Source organism: Streptomyces sp. NPDC048434, assembly GCF_043200375.1.
Lineage (GTDB): Bacteria > Actinomycetota > Actinomycetes > Streptomycetales > Streptomycetaceae > Streptomyces.
Genome location: NZ_JBICXQ010000009.1, coordinates 132823 through 152570 on the forward strand (window position 1 = coordinate 132823; position 19748 = coordinate 152570).

16 protein-coding genes are annotated in these 19748 nt (G+C 70.7%); 4 read left to right on the top strand and 12 right to left on the bottom strand.

Annotation, left to right across the window (positions count from 1 at the left end):
* Positions 1 to 2: 2 nt before the first annotated feature.
* On the bottom strand, positions 3 to 437 hold the full coding sequence (locus ACGFWI_RS13325; protein WP_393906081.1) for a DUF948 domain-containing protein: 435 nt from the start codon (positions 435 to 437) through the stop codon (positions 3 to 5).
* Between the two features lie 178 nt (positions 438 to 615).
* On the opposite strand from ACGFWI_RS13325, the gene ACGFWI_RS13330 reads away from it, so the two are divergent.
* The gene (locus tag ACGFWI_RS13330) at positions 616 to 2814 is read left to right on the top strand and encodes an ATP-binding protein (protein ID WP_393906082.1); all 2199 of its coding nucleotides are present in this window, start codon (positions 616 to 618) and stop codon (positions 2812 to 2814) included.
* Positions 2815 to 2840: 26 nt separating this feature from the next.
* Here the strand turns inward: ACGFWI_RS13330 and rpsD are convergent, their stop codons facing one another.
* On the bottom strand, positions 2841 to 3452 hold the full coding sequence (gene rpsD / locus ACGFWI_RS13335) for a 30S ribosomal protein S4 (RefSeq protein ID WP_393906083.1): 612 nt from the start codon (positions 3450 to 3452) through the stop codon (positions 2841 to 2843).
* A 182-nt stretch (positions 3453 to 3634) separates the two neighbouring features.
* Here rpsD and ACGFWI_RS13340 point away from each other — a divergent pair, with 182 nt between their 5' ends.
* Positions 3635 to 4387 carry a DUF2470 domain-containing protein gene (locus ACGFWI_RS13340; protein ID WP_393906167.1) on the top strand — a complete coding sequence of 251 codons (753 nt, stop codon included), beginning with the start codon at positions 3635 to 3637 and terminating at the stop codon, positions 4385 to 4387.
* 185 nt (positions 4388 to 4572) lie between these two features.
* On the opposite strand, the gene ACGFWI_RS13345 is transcribed toward ACGFWI_RS13340, so the two are convergent.
* The 4 genes from ACGFWI_RS13345 to ACGFWI_RS13360 form a co-directional block, all read right to left on the bottom strand.
* Entirely contained in the window at positions 4573 to 5943 is a 1371-nt protein-coding gene (locus ACGFWI_RS13345; protein WP_393906084.1) for a replication-associated recombination protein A, read from the bottom strand.
* Between the two features lie 94 nt (positions 5944 to 6037).
* Positions 6038 to 6682: a vitamin K epoxide reductase family protein gene (locus ACGFWI_RS13350; RefSeq protein ID WP_393906085.1), complete on the bottom strand. Its 645-nt coding sequence runs from the start codon at positions 6680 to 6682 to the stop codon at positions 6038 to 6040.
* Between the two features lie 329 nt (positions 6683 to 7011).
* On the bottom strand, positions 7012 to 8274 hold the full coding sequence (gene hisS / locus ACGFWI_RS13355; RefSeq protein WP_393906086.1) for a histidine--tRNA ligase: 1263 nt from the start codon (positions 8272 to 8274) through the stop codon (positions 7012 to 7014).
* 11 nt (positions 8275 to 8285) lie between these two features.
* Positions 8286 to 8999 carry an MBL fold metallo-hydrolase gene (locus ACGFWI_RS13360; RefSeq protein ID WP_393906087.1) on the bottom strand — a complete coding sequence of 238 codons (714 nt, stop codon included), beginning with the start codon at positions 8997 to 8999 and terminating at the stop codon, positions 8286 to 8288.
* Between the two features lie 160 nt (positions 9000 to 9159).
* Here ACGFWI_RS13360 and ACGFWI_RS13365 point away from each other — a divergent pair, with 160 nt between their 5' ends.
* Positions 9160 to 9993: a peptidylprolyl isomerase gene (locus tag ACGFWI_RS13365; RefSeq protein ID WP_393906088.1), complete on the top strand. Its 834-nt coding sequence runs from the start codon at positions 9160 to 9162 to the stop codon at positions 9991 to 9993.
* A 251-nt stretch (positions 9994 to 10244) separates the two neighbouring features.
* Entirely contained in the window at positions 10245 to 11474 is a 1230-nt protein-coding gene (locus ACGFWI_RS13370) for a DUF349 domain-containing protein (protein ID WP_393906089.1), read from the top strand.
* A 62-nt stretch (positions 11475 to 11536) separates the two neighbouring features.
* Here ACGFWI_RS13370 and ACGFWI_RS13375 read toward each other — a convergent pair whose 3' ends face one another.
* The 6 genes from ACGFWI_RS13375 to ruvB all read right to left on the bottom strand — a co-directional run bounded on the left by ACGFWI_RS13375 (position 11537) and on the right by ruvB (position 19729).
* Entirely contained in the window at positions 11537 to 14170 is a 2634-nt protein-coding gene (locus ACGFWI_RS13375; RefSeq protein ID WP_393906090.1) for a RelA/SpoT family protein, read from the bottom strand.
* Between the two features lie 175 nt (positions 14171 to 14345).
* Positions 14346 to 14894 (bottom strand): adenine phosphoribosyltransferase, encoded by a 549-nt coding sequence (locus tag ACGFWI_RS13380; protein WP_393906091.1) that lies wholly within the window; start codon positions 14892 to 14894, stop codon positions 14346 to 14348.
* Positions 14891 to 16012 (bottom strand): protein translocase subunit SecF, encoded by a 1122-nt coding sequence (secF, locus tag ACGFWI_RS13385; protein WP_393906092.1) that lies wholly within the window; start codon positions 16010 to 16012, stop codon positions 14891 to 14893. The genes ACGFWI_RS13380 and secF overlap by 4 nt, the downstream gene beginning before the upstream one ends.
* Position 16013: 1 nt before the next feature.
* Complete coding sequence (gene secD, locus ACGFWI_RS13390) at positions 16014 to 17774, bottom strand: protein translocase subunit SecD (protein WP_393906093.1); 1761 nt, start codon at positions 17772 to 17774, stop codon at positions 16014 to 16016.
* A gap of 150 nt (positions 17775 to 17924) precedes the next feature.
* Positions 17925 to 18476: a preprotein translocase subunit YajC gene (yajC, locus tag ACGFWI_RS13395; protein ID WP_393906094.1), complete on the bottom strand. Its 552-nt coding sequence runs from the start codon at positions 18474 to 18476 to the stop codon at positions 17925 to 17927.
* Between the two features lie 161 nt (positions 18477 to 18637).
* The gene (ruvB, locus tag ACGFWI_RS13400) at positions 18638 to 19729 is read right to left on the bottom strand and encodes a Holliday junction branch migration DNA helicase RuvB (protein WP_393906095.1); all 1092 of its coding nucleotides are present in this window, start codon (positions 19727 to 19729) and stop codon (positions 18638 to 18640) included.
* Positions 19730 to 19748 lie beyond the last annotated feature (19 nt).

Here is a 19748-nt window from a genome sequence, read left to right on the forward strand (position 1 = left end):
GATCAGTCCTTGGAGCGACGGTTACGGCGCCCACCACGGCGGGCGCCGGGCAGGGTACGGCCGAGGACGACGGTGCGCTCGGGCTCCGGCTCGCCCTTCTTGCCGATCGCGCGGCGCACGCCGTAGCCGAACGCCGCCACCTTGACCAGCGGACCGCCGAAGGCGGAGGAGACGGTCGAGGAGAGCGCGGAGGCGTTGGCGGTGACCTCTTGGACGTCGGCGGCAATGGCATCGACGCGGGCCAGCTGGGTGTGCGCGGAGCGGACGGTCGCGGAGGCGTCGGCAAGGAGCGGGACGGCCTGTTCGGACACCTCGGCCACCATCTTGGTGGTCGCCTTGAGGGTCTGTGCGAGCCTCACCAGCACGAGGGCGAGGAACGACACAAGGATGGCCCAGAAGACGGCCACGAGGATCCCGGCCACCTCTCCACCGGACACGTTGGCACCACTCTCCGACTGATTTGGTCTGGTCTCGTCCTGCTCGAACGGCAACCTTGACCTTATCGCGCCGTGACTGTCCGTCCGTACCCCGTTCCCCGTGGCGCTGAGCGGACGCCGGGGGAAACCGGAGGCGTGATTGTACGGTCCGCATCCTGCCGAGTACGCTCCGTGTGCCATGCGACGCCTCACGCGCCCCGGCCCTGCCTTCCGCTCCTCCCCAGCGCGTCTGCGGGCGCCGGGAAGGCCCGGGAATCTTCCCGCGGAGCTCAACGGCTTCATCGGCCGCCACGACGAACTGGCCGCGCTGGCACGACAGCTGGAGTCCGCCCGGCTGGTGACGCTCACCGGCCTCGGCGGCGTCGGCACCTCGCGGCTTGCCCGCCATGGCGCAGCAATCTTGCAGGATCGCTTCTGCGATGGGGTGTGGCTGGTCGAACTGGCCGCCCTGCGTGAGCCGCACCTCCTGGACCACGTCGTCGCCGAGGCGCTGGGAGTGAACGACCACACCGGCCGTCCGGTGCGCGCCGCGCTGTGCGACCACCTCGCCGACCGTGAACTGCTGCTGGTCCTGGACGGCTATGAGCACCTGGTCGACTCCTGTGCCGAGCTGACCGGGCAGCTGCTGCGCCGCGCTCCCGGGCTGCGGGTGCTGGCCGCGGGCCGGCGGCCGCTCGGGCTCGACGGCGAGCGGAGTATGCCGCTGTCGCCGATGAACACCACAGATGCCACCGCCCTGTTCGCCGACCGCGCCGCTTCCGTCGTCGCCGGGTTCACCGTCGGGCCGTCCGACGAGGCAGCGGTCACCGCGCTCTGCGACCGTCTCGACGGCATCCCGCTCGCGCTGGAGCTGGCCGCCGGACGGCTGCGCGCGCTGTCCGTGGACCAGGTGCTGCACCGGCTCGACGACCGATTCCGGCTGCTGACCGGCAACGCCCGCGGCGTACTGCCCCGCCACCGGACGCTGCGCACCGCGATCGGCTGGAGCCATGAGCAGTGCACGTCCGAGGAACGGCTGCTGTGGGCGCGGCTGTCGGTCTTCGCCGGGCAGTTCGATCTGGACGCGGCCGAATACGTCTGCTCGGGCCCGGAGCTGCCGTCCGGTGAACTCCTCGACGTCATCACGGAGTTGGTCGCCCAGTCGGTGCTCGCGCGCGAGGAGACCGCGACCGGGGTGCGCTACCGGATGCTGGACACCGTACGGGCCTACGGTGCGGGCTGGCTGGCGGCGACCCCCGACGGCGAGCGGCTGCGGCGCCGGCACCGCGACTGGTATCTGGGGCTGGCCACCTGGTGCGAACTGGACTGGTTCAGCCCCCGGCAGGCCGAGATCGCGGCCCGGATCGAGGCCGAGCTGCCCAATCTGCGGGTGGCGCTGGAACAGAGCCTGGAGAGCCCCGCCGATACGCACCTCGGCCAGTATCTGGCGGGCACCCTGTGGTTCTACTGGGTGGGCTGCGGGCGGCTCGCGGAGGGCCGGCACTGGCTGGACCGGGCCCTGGAACTGGAGAGCAACCACGACGAGGCGCGGCTGAAGGCGCTGTGGGTGGCCGGCTATGTCGCGGTGGTCCAGGGGGACACCGTCGGCGCGCTGGGGGCCCTGCAGGAGTGCCGCGACGAGGCCGAGCGGACCGGCAACGCCACCGCGGCCGCGTATGCGCTGCACCGCACCGGCTGTCTGGCGCTGGTCTGTGACGACCTGCCGCGCGCCGAGAAGCTGCTGCGCGCGGCGCTGCTGCGCTACCGGGAGATCGGCGAGCTCAACAGCAATGTGCTGTTGGGGCAGGTCGAGCTGGCGATGGCGGTGGCCTTCCAGGGCGAGCTGGCGGACGCGGAGCGGCTGTGCGAGGACGTCCTGGAGGTCTGCGAGGAGCACGGCGAGCGCTGGACGCTGGCGTACGCCCAGTACGTACTGGCCTTCGCGGCATGGACCCGTGGCGACGGCGAACGGGCCCGCGGGCTGCTGGAGGAGTGTCTGGCCATCGATCACACCTTCCACGACCTGCTGGGTGCGGTGCTGGCGATCGAGCTGCTGGCCCTGGTGACGCTCGGCGAGGGCGATGCGGAGGAGGCGGCGGTGCTGCAGGGCGCCGCGGGACGGATCTGGCCGTCGGTGGGGCTGCCGCTGTTCGGCTCGCGCCACTTCCACCAGCCGCATGCGCGGTGCGAGGAGGAGGCGCGTGAGCGGCTGGGAGCCGAGCGCTACGAGCACTGCCGACGCGCGGGCGAGCGGCTCGACCTGGATGCGGCGGTGACCCGGGTCCTCCGGCCCGCCGGCCTGTTGCCGGCACAGCTGCGCACGGTGCGGATCACGGCGCCGGGCACGAACGAGCCCGCCGCCTCCCCCTCCGCGAGCGGCGGGGAGACGGCGGGCTGAGCGTGGTGCTGCGCCTGCTGTGGTGCTTAGCGGGCGTAGTACTCGACGACGAGCTGCTCGTCGCAGATCACCGGGATCTCCTTGCGGTTCGGGTCCCGGTCGAGACGGAACGCCAGAGCCGGCAGGTTGACCTCCAGGTAGCGCGGGGTCTCACCATCGGTGTCGTAGCCACCCTCGCGGGCGACCTGGAAGGGGTGCTTCTCGCGGCTGCGCTCGCGGACCATCACGACGTCGCCGGGGCGGACGCGGAAGGACGGCTTGTCGACCTTGCGGTCGTTCACCGAGATGTGACCGTGGACGACCATCTGACGAGCCTGGTAGATGGTGCGGGCGACACCCGACCGCAGGACGAGCGCGTCCAGACGGCGCTCAAGCTCGATGATCAGCGCTTCGCCGGTCTTGCCTTCGACCTTCCGAGCGCGGTCGTAGGCACGCGCCATCTGGCGCTCGCTGATGTCGTACTGCGCACGCAGACGCTGCTTCTCGAGCAGCCGGACCTTGTAGTCACTGCTCTGCTTGCGGCCACGGCCGTGCTCGCCGGGCGGGTAGGGACGGGCCTCGAAGTACTTGACGGCCTTCGGCGTCAGCGCGATGCCGAGCGCGCGGGACTTCTTGACCTTGGGACGCGACTGGTTCACGTGGAACGGACCTCCGTGTAAGTTAGGTGAGGCTTACCTTAGCGCGAGGAGAACGCATGTTTCGACCTGGGATCCCCCTGCCCAGTGCACACCGCACCGAGGCGGGTCAGCCGCGTCCCGTGGAAGACACCCAGCAGCCCACTGCCGCCGAGCGCGTACGAACCCTCGTCGAGTCCAATGGTATGGCGTCTTTGAGTATCCCCGGCGTCGAGGACCCCGACGAGTCCGGTCTTTCCGCTCCCGTCTGCCGCACCGTGACACCCGCCGGAGACCTGCTGTTGCTGGTTCCAGGGGACTCTGCGGCGGCTCGGGCGGCCGCATACGCACAGGACGACGACCTGACAGCCGTGATGGAGATCACGGACGTCGCACCGGTTTCGGTGCCTCATCGCATCCGCGGACGGGCCTGGGTGGCCGGCTGGCTGACCCCCGTACGCAATGATCAGCGTGCCGAGGCCGCGATGCTGCTCGCGGAGCGGCACCCGGTCGGCGAGCTGCTCGGCATCGGTGAGGCGCTGCAGCCGGAACCCGCACCGGGCCTGTACGGGCGGACCGCCTGGATGATGCTGCACCTGGAGGTCGGCGAGGGCGCGGTGGACGATCTGTGGGGCGCCGAGCCCGTCGAGCCCGACGAGTTCGCCGCCGCGGCCCCCGATCCGCTGGCCGCCCACGAGGCGGAGCTGCTGCAGCATCTGCACACGGCGCACAGCGAGCAGGTGCGCGGGCTGTGTGCCCTGCTGGGCGACCGCGGCGAGGTCTGCGGACTGCGCGACCGTGCCGTGCCGGTGGGCCTGGACCGCTTCGGACTGCGGGTCCGCTTCACGGACGCCGAGCAGCGGTCCTTCGACGCACGGTTCGACTTCCCCGAGCCCGTGCGGGACGTGACGGAGCTGCGGCGGGCGATGCACCGGCTCTTCGAGGCGGCGGCCGAGTAGTCCGGACCGCCGGTCAACCGGCACTCCGCGGGCGCCGCCCGGTCCGGGGCCACCGGCCGGTCGGCGGCCCCGGGGCCGGGTGCGGCCGCGCCCCGGCCTGACCGGCGGGGGCTCATCGGCGGCAGCAGCCTCGCCGGAGGCCGAGGGGAGCGTCGCGGGGCTCCCGCCGAGCCGAAAGACACGGCCTAATCGGCGGCAGCCTCGCCCGAGGCCGAGCGCAGGCGGACACGGACGCGCTCGACCACATCGGCGTAGCGCGCCTCCGCGCCGTGGCGGGTCGGCTCGTAGTACCGCTTGCCGTGCACCTCGTCCGGCGCGTACTGCTGGGCCGCGATACCGCCCGGGAGGTCGTGCGGGTACTGATAGCCCTGACCGTGGCCGAGCTTCTGGGCGCCCTGGTAATGGCTGTCGCGCAGGTGGGGCGGCACCGCACCCGCCTGACCGGCCCGGACGTCCGCCAGGGCGGCGTCGATCGCCGTGTACGCGGCGTTCGACTTCGGGGCCAGGGCGAGCGCGATGGTGGCCTGGCTCAGCGTGATCCGCGCCTCCGGGAAGCCGATCATCGCCACGGCCTGGGCGGCGGCCACCGCGGTCTGCAGGGCCGTCGGATCGGCCAGGCCGATGTCCTCGCTCGCCGAGATCATCAGCCGGCGGGCGATGAAGCGCGGGTCCTCCCCCGCCTCGATCATGCGCGCGAGGTAGTGCAGCGCGGCATCGACGTCCGAGCCCCGGATGGACTTGATCAGCGCGCTGGCGACGTCGTAATGCTGGTCGCCGTCCCGGTCGTACTTCACCGCCGCCCGGTTGACGGACTCCTCCAGCGTCTGGAGGGTGATCTCCTTCTCCCCCTTGGCCAGCGCGGAGCCGGCACCGGCCTCCAGGGCCGTCAGCGCCCGCCGGGCATCGCCGCCCGCGATGCGCAGCAGATGGGCCTCGGTGTCCTCGGGGAGGGTGACCGAGCCCGCCAGCCCGCGCGCATCGGTCAGCGCACGCCCCAGCAGCCCGCGCAGATCGTCGTCCGTGAGGGGTTCGAGGGTCAGCAGCAGCGAGCGGGACAGCAGCGGCGAGATCACCGAGAAATACGGATTCTCGGTCGTCGCGGCGATCAGGGTGACCCAGCGGTTCTCCACGGCCGGCAGCAGGGAATCCTGCTGAGCCTTGCTGAAGCGGTGGATCTCGTCCAGGAAGAGAACGGTCTCCTTGCCGAAGCCGCCCGAGGCACGCCGGGCGCCGTCGATGACCGCGCGGACCTCCTTGACGCCCGCCGTGATGGCGGAGAGCTCCACGAAGCGCTTGTGCGTCGCCTGGCTGACGACATACGCGAGGGTCGTCTTGCCGATGCCCGGCGGCCCCCACAGGAACACCGAGGACGGCCCGGCGGGACCGCCGCTGCCCTCGCCGACCAGCCGGCGCAGCGGCGAGCCCGGTTTGAGCAGATGCTGCTGTCCCACGACTTCGTCGAGGGTGCGCGGACGCATCCGCACAGCGAGCGGGGACCCCGCGGGGTCCTTCTCCTGACGGTCTTCGGCGGCGGCGGTGAACAGGTCGGGCTCCACGTCCACGAGCCTATGTCACCCCACTGACAACGCCCCGGGCGCCGTCATGGACGGGCCGGGGCGCCAGGGCCGTACGAACGGGCTCAGGGACGTCTCAGAGCAGGGTGCTCCAGTACGTCGACCACCACTTGGTGAGGATCAGCAGCGCGATCACGCCGTACCAGAGGACCGGCACGACCCAGTGGAACTCCACCACCGTCCGGCGCAGCCCCGCGGGGGCCGGGATGATGCCGTGCTTGAGGTTGTGCGCGGTGGTGTACCAGAACATCAGGATGGTCACGCACCAGGTCAGCGTGCACCACAGGCACAGCGAATTGATGCTGTACAGCGACTGGGCCATCAGCCACATACAGAAGACCGCGCCGAGCAGGGTGCCGATGTTCAGCCCGATCCAGTACCAGCGGCGGAAGCGGGCGCCCGCCAGCAGGGCCATGCCGATCGCGATGACCACACCGAAGCCGACCAGGCCGGCCATCGGGTTCGGGAAGCCGAAGACCTCCGCCTGCTTGCTCTGCATGACGTTGGTGCAGGAGATGATCGGGTTGAGACTGCAGGCCGGCTTGAACGTCGGGTCCTTCAGCAGCTCGAACTTGTCCAGCGTGATGATCCAGGCCGCCAGGGTTCCGAGCGCGCCGGTGATCACCAGGAGCAGCGCGAAGCCCCGGCCGGAACCGATGGTGCCCGCGCCGCTCGCGTGTTCGTCGTCGGTGGACACGTCGTCAAGCGCTGTCGTCGTCATATCGCCGTTCCGTCGATCCCTTGGGACATGGGCTGAGCAAGCGGGCCCGCGAGCGCGGCACCGCCGTTCATTCTGCCCCAACTCCACCATGACCCACTGTGCGATGAACATAAAGACGAAGCGTCCGCACACAGCGTTCTCTCAGCTACCGCTCCGCCCCGGCCCGCCCTGCCGCCCCACCGGAGCGCGCCGCCTCCCGGGCGCCGGCACCGGAATCCCTCCTCCGGGATGAATGCGCGGCCGGCGTTGACACCGGGCGCCCGGCAGCACGAGGGGCCCGGACGGCCGATCGCCGTCCGGGCCCCTCGGGGTCTGCCTGCCGCGTGGCCTCAGCCCAGCCTGCGCCGGACCTCCTCGGCCACGCCGTCCAGCGCGACCGCGGTCTGCTCGCCGCTCTCCAGGTCCTTGAGCTGGACGACGCCCTCGGCCAGGTCCCGCTCCCCCGCGACGAGCGCCAGCCGCGCGCCGGAGCGGTTGGCGGACTTCATGGCGTTCTTCAGGCCCTTGCCGCCAAACGCGAAGTCGGTGGCGATCCCGGCCCGGCGCAGCTCGGTGACCACGCCGAACAGCACCCGGCGGGCCTCCTCGCCGAGCGGTACCGCGTACACGGCGGTGGCGGCGGGGATGTCGAGCGTGATGCCCTCCGCCTCCAGCGCCAGCACCGTACGGTCGACGCCCAGCGCCCAGCCGACGGACGGCAGTGCGGGGCCGCCGATCATCTCGGAGAGGCCGTCGTAACGGCCGCCGCCGCCCACCGCGGACTGCGAGCCGAGGCCGTCGTGGACGAACTCGAAGGTGGTGCGGGTGTAGTAGTCCAGGCCGCGCACCAGCTTTTCGTCGTCCTCGAAGGCCACGCCCGCCGTGGTCAGCAGCTCGCGCACCTGCTCGTGGTACGCCTTGCAGGCCTCGCAGAGGTAGTCGCGGAGCTTGGGCGCCCCGTCGAGCTGCTTCTGCACGGACTCGCGCTTGTCGTCCAGGACCCGAAGCGGGTTGATGTCGACCCGGCGCCGGGTGTCCTCGTCCAGGTCGAGCCCGCCCAGGAAGTCCTGCAGCGCGGCGCGGTAGACGGGACGGCACTCCTTGTCGCCCAGGGAGTTGAGCAGGATGCGGAAGTTCCGCAGGCCCAGCGCGCGGTAGGCCTGGTCGGCCAGGATGATCAACTCGGCGTCCAGCGCCGGGTCTTCGGCACCGATGGCCTCGGCGCCGACCTGGGAGAAGTGGCGGTAACGGCCCTTCTGCGGACGCTCGTAGCGGTAGTACGAACCGGAGTACCAGAGCTTGACGGGGAGGTTGCCCGCCTTGTGGAGGCTGGCCTCCAGCGCGGCGCGCAGCACGGACGCGGTGCCCTCGGGGCGCAGCGCCAGCTGGTCGCCGCCCTTGGTCTCGAAGGCGTACATCTCCTTGGTCACGATGTCGGTGGACTCACCGACCCCGCGCGCGAACAGCTCGACGTTCTCGAAGCCGGGCGTCTCGATGTAGCCGTACCCGGAGTTCTTCAGCGGCGCGGCGATCGCCTCGCGCACCGCGAGATAGGTGGCGGACTGCGGCGGAATCAGGTCGTACGTGCCCTTGGGGGCCTTGAAGGTGCTCACGGAAGCTCTCGTCACATTCCTCGTCGAGGAGCGGCGCTGAAGCCGTCTCCGAGGCCGGCGGCCACTTCCCGCAAGAAGGGGTTGGCGGCGCGCTCGCGGCCGATGGTGGTCTGGGGGCCGTGGCCGGACAGGACGACGGTCGAGTCCTCCAGCGGCAGGCACACACGCGCCAGCGACTGCAGGATCTCGGCGTGGTCGCCGCCCGGCAGGTCGGTGCGTCCGATGGAGCCGGCGAACAGCAGGTCGCCCGAGAAGAAGACCGGCGGTACGTCGGCCTGCTCGGGCATCCTGAACGTCACCGACCCCTTGGTATGGCCCGGGGCGTGCGCGACGGAGAATTCCATCCCGGCGAGTTCCAGGGCGGCACCGTCGCTCAGCTCCTTGACGTCGTCCGGCTCCCCCACGGTGAGTTCGCCCATGAGCTGCTGACCGATGGAGCGGCCGAGGGCCCGCTCGGGGTCGCTCATCATGTAGCGGTCCTCGGGGTGGATCCAGGCCGGGACGTCGTGCGCGCCGCACACCGGGACGACCGAGGCGACGTGGTCGATGTGGCCATGGGTGAGGACGACCGCGACGGGCTTGAGCCGATGCTTTCTGACCGCGTCCTCGACTCCTTGGGCAGCCTGGTGGCCCGGGTCGATGATGACGCACTCCTCGCCTGCGGCGGGGGCGACCAAGTAGCAGTTGGTGCCCCAGGCCCCGGCGGGGAACCCGGCAATCAGCACGTTCGTCCTTACGGTCGGTGTGGAGGTCGGTCCGCGGGCCGCTCCTCCGGACATCTCGGCAGCTCCAGAGCCTACCGGCGGGACTCCCGGCAGGGCGAACCCGTATACCGTACGGCCACGGCGCACGACAGCGACCGACGATCGGACAAGGAGACGACCGGTGGTCAGCAAAGATCAGCGGCGGCGGCAGCTCGCCCGGGAGAAGTACGAGCGTCAGCAGCAACGGCGGTCCACGGCCCAGCAGAAGACCAAACGCCGCCACGTGATCACCGCGTCCGTCGCGGCCGTCACGCTGGCCGCCGGCGCCGCGGTCTACGCCTCCGCCGGGCTCGCGGGCGGCAACGACCAGGAAGCCGGCCGGGCCGCAGCGACCCCGACGCCGTCCAGGGCACCGGACCCGTGCAACCGGCCCGCGAAGGGCACACCGTCGAAGAAGACCTGGTCGAAGGAGCCGGCGATGTCGGTCGACACCTCGGCCTCCTACACCGCGAAGCTGACCACGACCTGCGGCACGATCGATCTGAAGCTGGACGCCGGCAAGGCGCCGCACACCGTCAACTCCTTCGCCTTCCTGGCCGGCCAGGGCTACTTCGACCACAGCAAGTGCCACCGCCTGGTCGACCAGGGGATCCATGTCCTGCAGTGCGGCGACCCGAAGGGCACCGGCCGGGGCACGCCGGGCTACACCATCCCGGACGAGAACCTCAAGGATCCGCGGCTCAAGGGCGGCGTCTATCCGGCGGGCACGGTCGCGATGGCGAACCGCTACGACGGGGCGAGCGACAAGACCCGCAACTCCGGTGGCAGCCAGTTCTTCCTCGTCTACCAGGACAGCAAGCTGCCGCCGAACTACACACCGTTCGGTACCATCACGGGCGGTATGGACGTTCTGCAAAAGATCGCCAAGGCCGGTTCGACGACCGACCCGCAGACCCGCAACACCGCGCCCAACGCCACCGTCGTGATCGACAAGGCGTCCGTGAAGAAGTCCTGACCGGCCGGACGACCTGGGGCGGCGCTGTGGCGCCGCCCGGTGCGAACCGCGGAAATTCGTCGCGCTGGATGCGGACAGCTGACCGCCGGTCGCCTAGATTGGCGTTTGGGTAGGGTGCCTGCTCCGACGGCTGCCACCCTCACCCGCAATACAGCCCGTCGGACCGGCCAGGGCGCGGCTCTGCCGGACAGAAACTGTGGACGATGCCGGGGGGCCGCACGCCCCCGTCGGCATCATGTGGAGGAGGCGCTGTGAGCAGCGACCCATGGGGCCGCGTCGACGAGACGGGGACCGTGTACGTGCGTACCGCCGAGGGCGAGCAGGTCGTCGGATCGTGGCAGGCGGGAACTCCCGAGGAGGCCCTCGCCTACTTCGAGCGCAAGTATGAGGGCCTGGTCGTCGAGATCGGCCTCCTCGAGCGCCGGGTCAAGACCACCGACCTGTCGGCGAAGGACGCGACGACCGCGATCGAGCATCTGCGCACCCAGGTCGACGAACACCATGCGGTGGGCGATCTGGAGGCGCTGCGCAAGCGGCTGGACAAGCTCGTCGAGGCCGTCGAGTCGCGCCGCGAGGAGCGCAAGGCGCAGAAGGCCCGGCAGAGCGACGAGGCCCGGCACGCCAAGGAGAAGCTGGTCGCCGAGGCGGAGGAGCTGGCGGCCAGCGAGCAGTGGCGGGCGGCCGGCGAGCGGCTGCGCGCGCTGGTCGACACCTGGAAGGGCCTGCCGCGGCTCGACCGCAAGGCGGACGACGAGCTGTGGCACCGCTTCTCGCACGCCCGCTCGGCGTTCTCCAAGCGGCGCAAGGCGCACTTCGCGTCGCTGGACGCGCAGCGCGAGGAGTCCCGTAAGGCGAAGGAGAAGCTGGTCGCCGAGGCCGAGTCGCTGTCGAAGTCGACGGACTGGGGGGCCACCGCGGCCCGCTACCGCGAGCTGATGGCGGACTGGAAGGCCGCGGGCCGCGCCCAGCGCGAGCACGAGGACGACCTGTGGAACCGCTTCCGCGGCGCCCAGGACGTCTTCTTCCAGGCGCGCGGTGAGGTCTTCGCCGAGCGTGACACCGAGCAGCGGGAGAACCTGACCCGCAAGGAGGAGCTGGTCGTCGAGGCCGAGAAGCTGCTCCCCGTCTCGGACCTGAAGGCCGCCCGGTCGGCGTTCCGCGCGATCAACGAGCGGTGGGAGGCCATCGGCCATGTCCCGCGGGACGCCCGCCCCAAGATCGAGGGCCGGATGCACGCCGTGGAGCGCGCCATCCAGGAGGTCGAGGAGACCGAGTGGCGCCGTACTAACCCTGAGGCGCGGGCCCGCGCCGCGGGGCTGACCGGCCAGCTCCAGGACGCGGTCGACAAGCTGCAGAAGCAGATCGACACGGCTCGGGCGGCGGGCAACGACGCCAAGGCCGACAAGCTCGGCCGGGAGCTGGAGGGCCGCAAGGCGCTGCTGGACCAGGCGCTCAAGGGCCTGGAGGAGTTCGGCGGCTGAGAGCGGACCGACGAGAAGGGCCCCGGTACGGAATCCGTACCGGGGCCCTTGTCTTGCGCCGCTTACGGCCGGCGGGCCGAGGTCACGCGGTAGACGTCGTACACGCCCGCCACGCCCCGCACCGCCTTCAGCACATGCCCCAGATGCTTCGGGTCGCCCATCTCGAAGGTGAAGCGCGAGGTGGCCACGCGGTCACGGGAGGTCTGGACGGCCGCCGAGAGGATGTTGACGTGCTGGTCGGACAGGATCCGGGTGACGTCCGAGAGGAGCCGTGAGCGGTCCAGGGCCTCGACCTGGATGGCGACCAGGAAGACCGAGGACTGGGTGGGCGCCCACTCGACCTCCAGGATCCGTTCCGGCTGCCGGGACAGCGAGTCGACGTTGACGCAGTCGGCGCGGTGGACCGAGACGCCGTTGCCGCGGGTGACGAAACCGATGATGGGGTCGCCGGGAACCGGCGTACAACAGCGGGCGAGCTTGACCCACACATCGTCGACGCCCTTGACGACCACACCGGGGTCGGCGCTGGAGCGGCGCTTGGAGCGCGGCCGGATCGGGGTCGACTCGGCGATGTCCTCGGTGGCCTCGTCCTGGCCGCCGAGCGCCTGCACCAGCTTCTGGACGACGCTCTGTGCGGCAACATGGCCCTCGCCGATGGCGGCGTAGAGCGAGGAGATGTCCGGGTAGCGCATCTCGTGCGCGAGCGTGACCAGGGAGTCGCCGGTCAGGATCCGCTGGATCGGCAGGTTCTGCTTGCGCATGGCGCGCGCGATGGCGTCCTTGCCCTGCTCGATGGCCTCGTCGCGGCGCTCCTTGGAGAACCAGCCGCGGATCTTGTTGCGGGCGCGCGGGGACTTGACGAAGCCGAGCCAGTCGCGGGAGGGCCCGGCGCCCGTTGCCTTGGAGGTGAAGACCTCCACCAAGTCGCCGTTGTCCAGGGTCGATTCGAGCGGCACGAGGCGCCCGTTGACCCGCGCTCCTATCGTGCGGTGGCCGACCTCGGTGTGCACCGCGTACGCGAAGTCGACGGGGGTGGCGCCGGCCGGCAGCGCTATCACGTCGCCCTTGGGCGTGAAGACGAAGACCTCGTTGCGGGACAGGTCGAAGCGCAGCGACTCCAGGAACTCGCCCGGGTCCTCGGTCTCCTTCTGCCAGTCCAGCAACTGCCGTAGCCAGGCCATGTCGTTGACGGTGTCCTGGCCGGAGCCCTTGCCGACGCCCTTGGGCACGTCCGTGCGCACCTTGGACGTGCCGGCGACCGCCTCCTGCTTGTACTTCCAGTGGGCGGCGATGCCGTACTCGGCCCGGCGGTGCATGTCGAAGGTACGGATCTGGAGCTCAACGGGCTTGCCGCTGGGGCCGATCACCGTCGTGTGCAGCGACTGGTACATGTTGAACTTGGGCATCGCGATGTAGTCCTTGAACCGGCCGGGGACCGGATTCCATCGCGCGTGGATGGTGCCGAGGGCGGCGTAGCAGTCGCGGACGGTGTCGACGAGGACGCGGATGCCCACCAGGTCGTAGATCTCGGCGAAGTCGCGGCCGCGCACGATCATCTTCTGGTAGACGCTGTAGTAGTGCTTCGGGCGGCCGGTGACGGTGGCCTTGATGCGGGCGGCGCGCAGATCGGCCTGGACCTCGTCGGTCACTATGGCCAGATACTCATCGCGCTTGGGCGCCCGCTCGGCGACCAGCCGGACGATCTCGTCGTACATCTTGGGGTAGAGGATCGCGAAGGCGAGGTCCTCCAGCTCCCACTTGATGGTGTTCATGCCCAGGCGGTGGGCGAGCGGAGCGTAGATCTCCAGCGTCTCGCGGGCCTTCTTCTCCTGCTTCTCCCGCTTGAGGTAGCGCATGGTGCGCATGTTGTGCAGCCGGTCGGCGAGCTTGATGACCAGGACGCGCGGGTCCTTGGCCATCGCGACGACCATCTTGCGCACCGTCTCGGCCTGCGCGGCCTCGCCGAACTTGACGCGGTCGAGCTTGGTGACGCCGTCGACCAGCAGCGCGACCTGGTCGCCGAAGTCGCCCCGCAGGGTGTCCAGGCCGTATTCGGTGTCCTCGACGGTGTCGTGCAGCAGACCGGCCATCAGCGTCGCCGGGTCCATGCCCAGCTCGGCGAGGATCGTCGTCACCGCGAGCGGATGGGTGATGTAAGGGTCACCGCTCTTGCGCTTCTGGCCGCGGTGCCAGCGCTCGGCGACCTGATAGGCCCGCTCGATCTGGCGCAGCGTCGCGGTCTCGATCTTGGGGTCATTGCCGCGGACGGCCCGCAGTAGCGGCTCCAGGACCGGGTTGTACGGGCTGGAGCGCTGGACGCCTAGCCGGGCGAGCCGGGCCCGCACCCGGTTGGGTGAGCCGGAGCGGCCGGCGGGGGTGGGCGCCAGCGGCTTGGGCGCGGCGGGCTGGTCGGCCTTGGCCGGCGGCTTGGCCGCGCGGGACGGCGACGCCGGCTGGGGCGAGGAGGAGGCGGGCCCCGGCTTGGGCGCCGTAGGAGGCCCCTCGGCGGGGGTCCGGGACACGGCGGACCCGCCGGCCGGCGACCGGGGCGTGGCGGTGCCGTCGGACGCACCCTGCCGCTCGGGCTGGGGCGCGTCCGAGGAAGCCGCGTCCGCCGGCTTCGGCTCGTCCGGGCGCGCGGCGTCGGATCCCGCCGGACGCAGTCCGGGGGAGAGCGGCTGGGCCTCGTCTGGCAAGAGCACTCCTCAAGCGGTTCCGGACCCCAGGACCTCGAACGGGTCGGGGTGCCATGGTATCGACCCCGGGGCCGCGCCTCCCCCGCGGCCGGGGTTCCGTACATGACACAGCAGCAGGGGCACCCGAATTCTTCCGGATGCCCCTGATTGTGCGGAGGTGCTGTGCGCGCGTGGCTCAGACCGTGATCAGGGCCTCCAGCGGAGCGCCCTTCAGGCCCGGCTCCAGCCGCTGCCGGCCGGCCAGGAAGCCCAGCTCCAGCAGGACCGCCACGCCCGCGACCTCGGCGCCCGCCCGGCGGATGAGCTGCAGCGAGGCCTCGGCGGTGCCGCCGGTGGCGAGGACGTCGTCTATCACCAGCACCCGTTCTCCCGGGGCCAGCGCATCGGCGTGGATCTCGATCTCGGCGCTGCCGTACTCCAGCTCGTACGCCTGCCGCAGCGTCTTACGGGGCAGCTTGCCCGCCTTGCGTACGGGGACGAAGCCGACGCCGGCGCCCAGCGCGACCGGGGCGGCGAGGATGAAGCCGCGCGCCTCCAGGCCCACGACCTTGTCCACCCGATGCCGCCCGCACAGCTCGACGAACGCCTCGGTCAGCGCGCCGAAGGCGGCCGGGTCGTCCAGCAGCGGGGTGATGTCCTTGAACACCACGCCCGGCTGCGGGTGGTCCGGTACGTCCGCGATCCGGCTGAGCAGCAGCTCGCGCAGGCCTGCGGGGGCGCTCATCGGCGCTTGCCCGACGGGCGGCCGCGTCCGCGGTTGCGGGAGGCGGGCTGCTGCCGGGGGCCGACGACCGCGGCGCCGTCACCGTTCTCATCGTCCACCGCGGCGGGATCCGCATCCTGCGGGTCCTCCTGGCTCCCGCCCTTGGCCGCGGCCGCGGCACGCTTCGCCTTCACCCGCTTGGCCAGCGCCTTCATCTGCGGCTCGCGGCCCTTCAGATCGGCGACCAGCGGGGTCGCGATGAAGATCGAGGAGTACGCACCGGCGGCGAGACCGACGAACAGGGCCAGCGAGATGTCGTTGAGCATGCCCGCGCCCAGGACACCGCCGCCGACGAACAGCAGACCGGCGACCGGGAGCAGCGCCACGACGGTGGTGTTGATGGAGCGCACCAGGGTGCCGTTGATGCTGCGGTTGGCGATCTCGCCGTAGGTGAAGCGGGTCTGCTTGGTGATGTCCTTGGAGGCTTCCTTGAGGCTGTCGAAGACGACGACCGTGTCGTAGAGGGAGTAACCGAGGATCGTCAGCAGACCGATGACCGTGCCGGGGGTGACCTCGAAGCCGACCAGGGCGTAGACGCCGACCGTGATCGTCAGGTCGTGGATCAGGGCGACCAGGGCGGCCAGGGCCATCCGCCACTCGAAGGCGATGGCCAGGTAGAACACCACGAGGACCATGAAGATCCCCAGGCCCAGCCACGCCTTGTTGGCGATCTGCTCACCCCAACTCGGGCCGACCAGCTGGGTGTTGACGTCCTTGACCGGGACGTTCAGATCCTTGGCGAGCTCTTCCTGGACCGGGACCGACTGCTTGGTGTCCAGACCGCTGATCTGGATGCGCAGGGCGCCGCCGCCGAGCTTCTGCACCACGGCCTGGTGGCCGCCGGCCACCGACTCCGCCCTGTGCTGTGCCTCCGAGGCGGAGACGGAGGTCTTCGGGGTGGTGAAGACCGCGCCGCCGGAGAACTCGATGCCCATGTTCAGGCCGCGCACCGCCAGGCCGACGATGGCCACGACGGTGATGAGGATCGAGATGCCGTACCAGATCTTCCGCTTGCCGATGAAGTCGTAGCCGACCTCGCCGCGGTAGAGCCGGGCGCCGATGTTTCCGAGCTTGGACATCTCACGCCTCCTTCGTCTGGGTGGGGGCGGCGCCGCGACGACGACGCAGCGGCGGCTTGGCGCCCAGGCGCTTGGGATCGAGGCCGGACCAGTGATGGCCTTCGGAGAAGAACTTCCGCCGGGCCAGCAGCGTCATCAGGGGCTTGGTGAACAAGAAGACCACGACGACGTCGAGGACCGTGGTGAGGCCGAGCGTGAAGGCAAAGCCCTGCACCTTGCCGACGGTGACGGTGAACAGCACCGCGGCGGCCAGGAACGACACGAAGTCGGAGACCAGGATCGTACGGCGGGCCCGCGGCCAGCCCCGCTCGACGGCCGGGCGCAGGGTGCGTCCCTCGCGGATCTCGTCCCGGATGCGTTCGAAGTAGACGATGAACGAGTCGGCGGTGATACCGATGGCGACGATGGCGCCACAGACCGCCGGGAGGTTCAGCGCGAACCCGATGGCCGGGCCCAGCAACGTCATGATCGTGTACGTCAGGACCGCCGAGACGCCCAGGCTCGCCAGCGCGACCAGCGCCAGCCCCCGGTAGTAGGCGACGAGGTAGACGACGACCAGTGCGAGGCCGATGGCGCCGGCGATCAGACCGGCGTGCAGCTGCTCGCCGCCGAGCGCCGCGGTGACCGTGGTCTCGTCGTCGATCTTGAAGGAGAGCGGCAGGGCACCGTAGGAGAGCATGTTGCCGAGGTCCTCGGCGGTCTGCTGGGTGAAGCCACCGGAGATGGTGGCGTTGCCGCCCATGATGGCCTTGTCCACCGAGGGGGAGGAAACGACCGCGCCGTCCAGGACGATGCCGAACTGGTTCTGCGGCGGCGTCTTGGTGGCGAGCTTGCCGGTGATGTCTCCGAACTTCTTGCCGCCGTCGGAGGTGAAGTCCATCTGGACGATCCAGCCCTGGCCCTGCTGGGCGTCGAAGACGGCCTTGGCGTCGCTGACGTCCGTGCCCTCGACGCCGACGGGTCCGAGCACGTACTTCTGCGCGCCGTTGTCCTTGCACGCCACGATCGGGTCGGACGGCTTGGCGTTGGCGGCCTTCTCACCGGCGGTGGCGCGGCTCTTCTTCGTGGAACAGTCCAGCGCGTTGAGCTGCTTCTGGAGGGCCGGCGGGATGGCCGCGCCGCCCGGCGGCGTCGGCGGCACCTGGGGCGCGGAAGGCTTGGCCGGGCCGGGAGGGGTGGGCTTGGCGGACGGGGCCTTCTTCAGCGAGTCCGTCACCGCGCGGCCCTGCGGCGTCTGCTTGGCGCCCGGCGACTGCGGCGAAGTGGCGTGCTGCTGACCCTTGGCCTTGTCGCCCTTGCCGTTCGCTCCGCTCTGGGAGGGGCCGGGCTTGGGCTGCTCGGGGGTCTTGGCACCCGCGGTGGTGGTCAGCACCGGCCGGAACCCGAGCTGGGCCGTGGTGCCGACCTGCTGGCGGGCCTGCTTCGCGTCCGTCCCCTTGGGGATGTTCACGATGATGTGGTTGCTGCCCTGCGTCTGGACCTCGGACTCGGTCACACCGAGACCGTTGACCCGTCGCTCCATGATGCCGGCGGCGGTTTTCATGTTGGTCTCGTTGATCGCGTTGGGCTTGCCCGGCTGGTTCTGGGCCGCCAGCGTGAAGCTGGTGCCGCCGGCCAGGTCGATGCCCAGTCGCGGCGTCAGCGTGCCGGAGTAGAACATGCCTCCGACCAGCCCCGCCATGGCGATGAGGACCAGGAGCAGGGTGCGGCCCGGATGCCCCTGGCTCGCGGGCCCCCTGCGGCCCTTCTTCGGTGCTGCCACCTTCTCGTATCTCCCTGTCCAACCCCTCGGCCCGGGTTGCCGGCCGAGGAGCCACGAAGTCTTGTGGGGACGTGCCCCCGCCGGAGCCTAGACCGTCACAGAACCGCGGTGCACGACATACCACGCGTGCTCCGCGGTTCCGTGGGGGTACTACTTGGCTTCGTCGTCGCCGGACTTCTTGTCGTCCTTGGCGGTGTCCGCGTCGGCCTTGACGGTGTCCTTGGCGTCCTCGGCGGCCTTGGTGTCCTTGGCCTCGGCGGCGGCGGGCTTGTCCTCAGCGGGCTCGGCGGCCGGGGTCTCGGCCTTGCCCAGGTCGATCTTGTCGCCCTCGTCGGCCGTTTCGGTGGCCTCGCCGGCGGTGCCGCCGGTCAGCGAGGAGGCGTCGTCCGGGACGACCGGCTCGTCGCCGTGGACCGGGTCGGCACCGTCCAGGATGCGGTTGTACTCCTCGTCCGCGAGCACCGCGCCGATGGCGTTCTTGGCGTAGATCGCGTGCACGCCGGGGGCGACCTCCAGGAGGACGGTTTCCTCATGGATTTCCTTGACGGTGGCGAACATGCCGCCGATCGTCCGGACGCCGGTGCCGGCCTGCATTTCGTTGCGCATCTGCGCGGCCGCCTGCTGCTTCTTCTTGGCAGACCGGGTCATCAGGAACATGGCCCCGATGAGGACGATGAAGGGGAGGAGAGTATAGATACTCACGGGACGGAATTCCTTCGCACGACCGCGGATGCGCGGTCTCATATACGGGGGTGGGTATGCCGTCCGTACGAACGGCATCGGCGGAGTCTAGGCGAGTCCCTACCAGTGGAACAACGCCCAGCATCCCACCGCAGTTCCTGACCGTGCGAGTATCCGCGCCGTCACGCCCCGAACAAGCCCTGCTGCCCGCTTCCGCCTGATTGCTGCTGCGGCGGTACGAGGCCCAGGTGTGCCCATGCAGCCGGGGTCGCGATCCGCCCCCTGGGGGTCCTGGCCAACAGTCCTTCCCGTACGAGGAAGGGTTCGGCGACCTCCTCGACGGTCTCCCGCTCCTCCCCCACCGCGACCGCGAGGGTGGACAGGCCCACCGGGCCGCCGCCGAACAGCTTGAGCAGGGCCGTGAGCACGCCGCGGTCGAGGCGGTCCAGGCCGCGGGCGTCGACCTCGTAGACCTTGAGGGCCTGGGAGGCGATCTCGCGGGTGATCAAGCCGTCGGCCTTCACCTGGGCATAGTCGCGGACGCGGCGCAGCAGGCGGTTGGCGATACGGGGCGTGCCGCGGGAGCGGCCGGCGATCTCGGCGGCGCCCTCGGGCTCTATGTCGACGTCCAGCAGCCCGGCCGAGCGGTGGATGACCCGCTCCAGCTCGGCGGGGGCGTAGAACTCCATATGGGCGGTGAAGCCGAAGCGGTCACGCAGCGGGGGCGGCAGCAGACCGGCCCTGGTCGTGGCCCCGACCAGGGTGAACGGAGGGAGTTCAAGGGGGATGGCGGTGGCTCCCGGGCCCTTGCCGACGATCACGTCGACGCGGAAGTCCTCCATCGCCATGTAGAGCATTTCCTCGGCGGGCCGGGACATCCGGTGGATCTCGTCGAGGAAGAGGACCTCGCCCTCCTGGAGGGAGGAGAGGATCGCGGCGAGGTCACCGGCGTGCTGGATGGCGGGTCCGGAGGTGATCCGGATCGGGGCGCCCATCTCGGCGGCGATGATCATCGAGAGGGTCGTCTTGCCCAGGCCCGGCGCCCCGGACAGCAGGACATGATCGGCGGTGGCGCCACGGGCGCGGGCGGCGCGCAGCACCAGGTCGAGCTGTTCCCGCACCCGCTCCTGGCCGACGAATTCCTCAAGGTCCTTGGGCCGCAGCGCGGCCTCGACGGCGGTGTCCTCGCCGTCCGCGTCGGCCCCGACCAGCCGGTCGGGCGCGCCCGTGGCGGCGTCCTCGGCGGTGTGCGGTGCGGTGTCGTCCCAGTTCACTGCGGAATGCCTCGCGGGG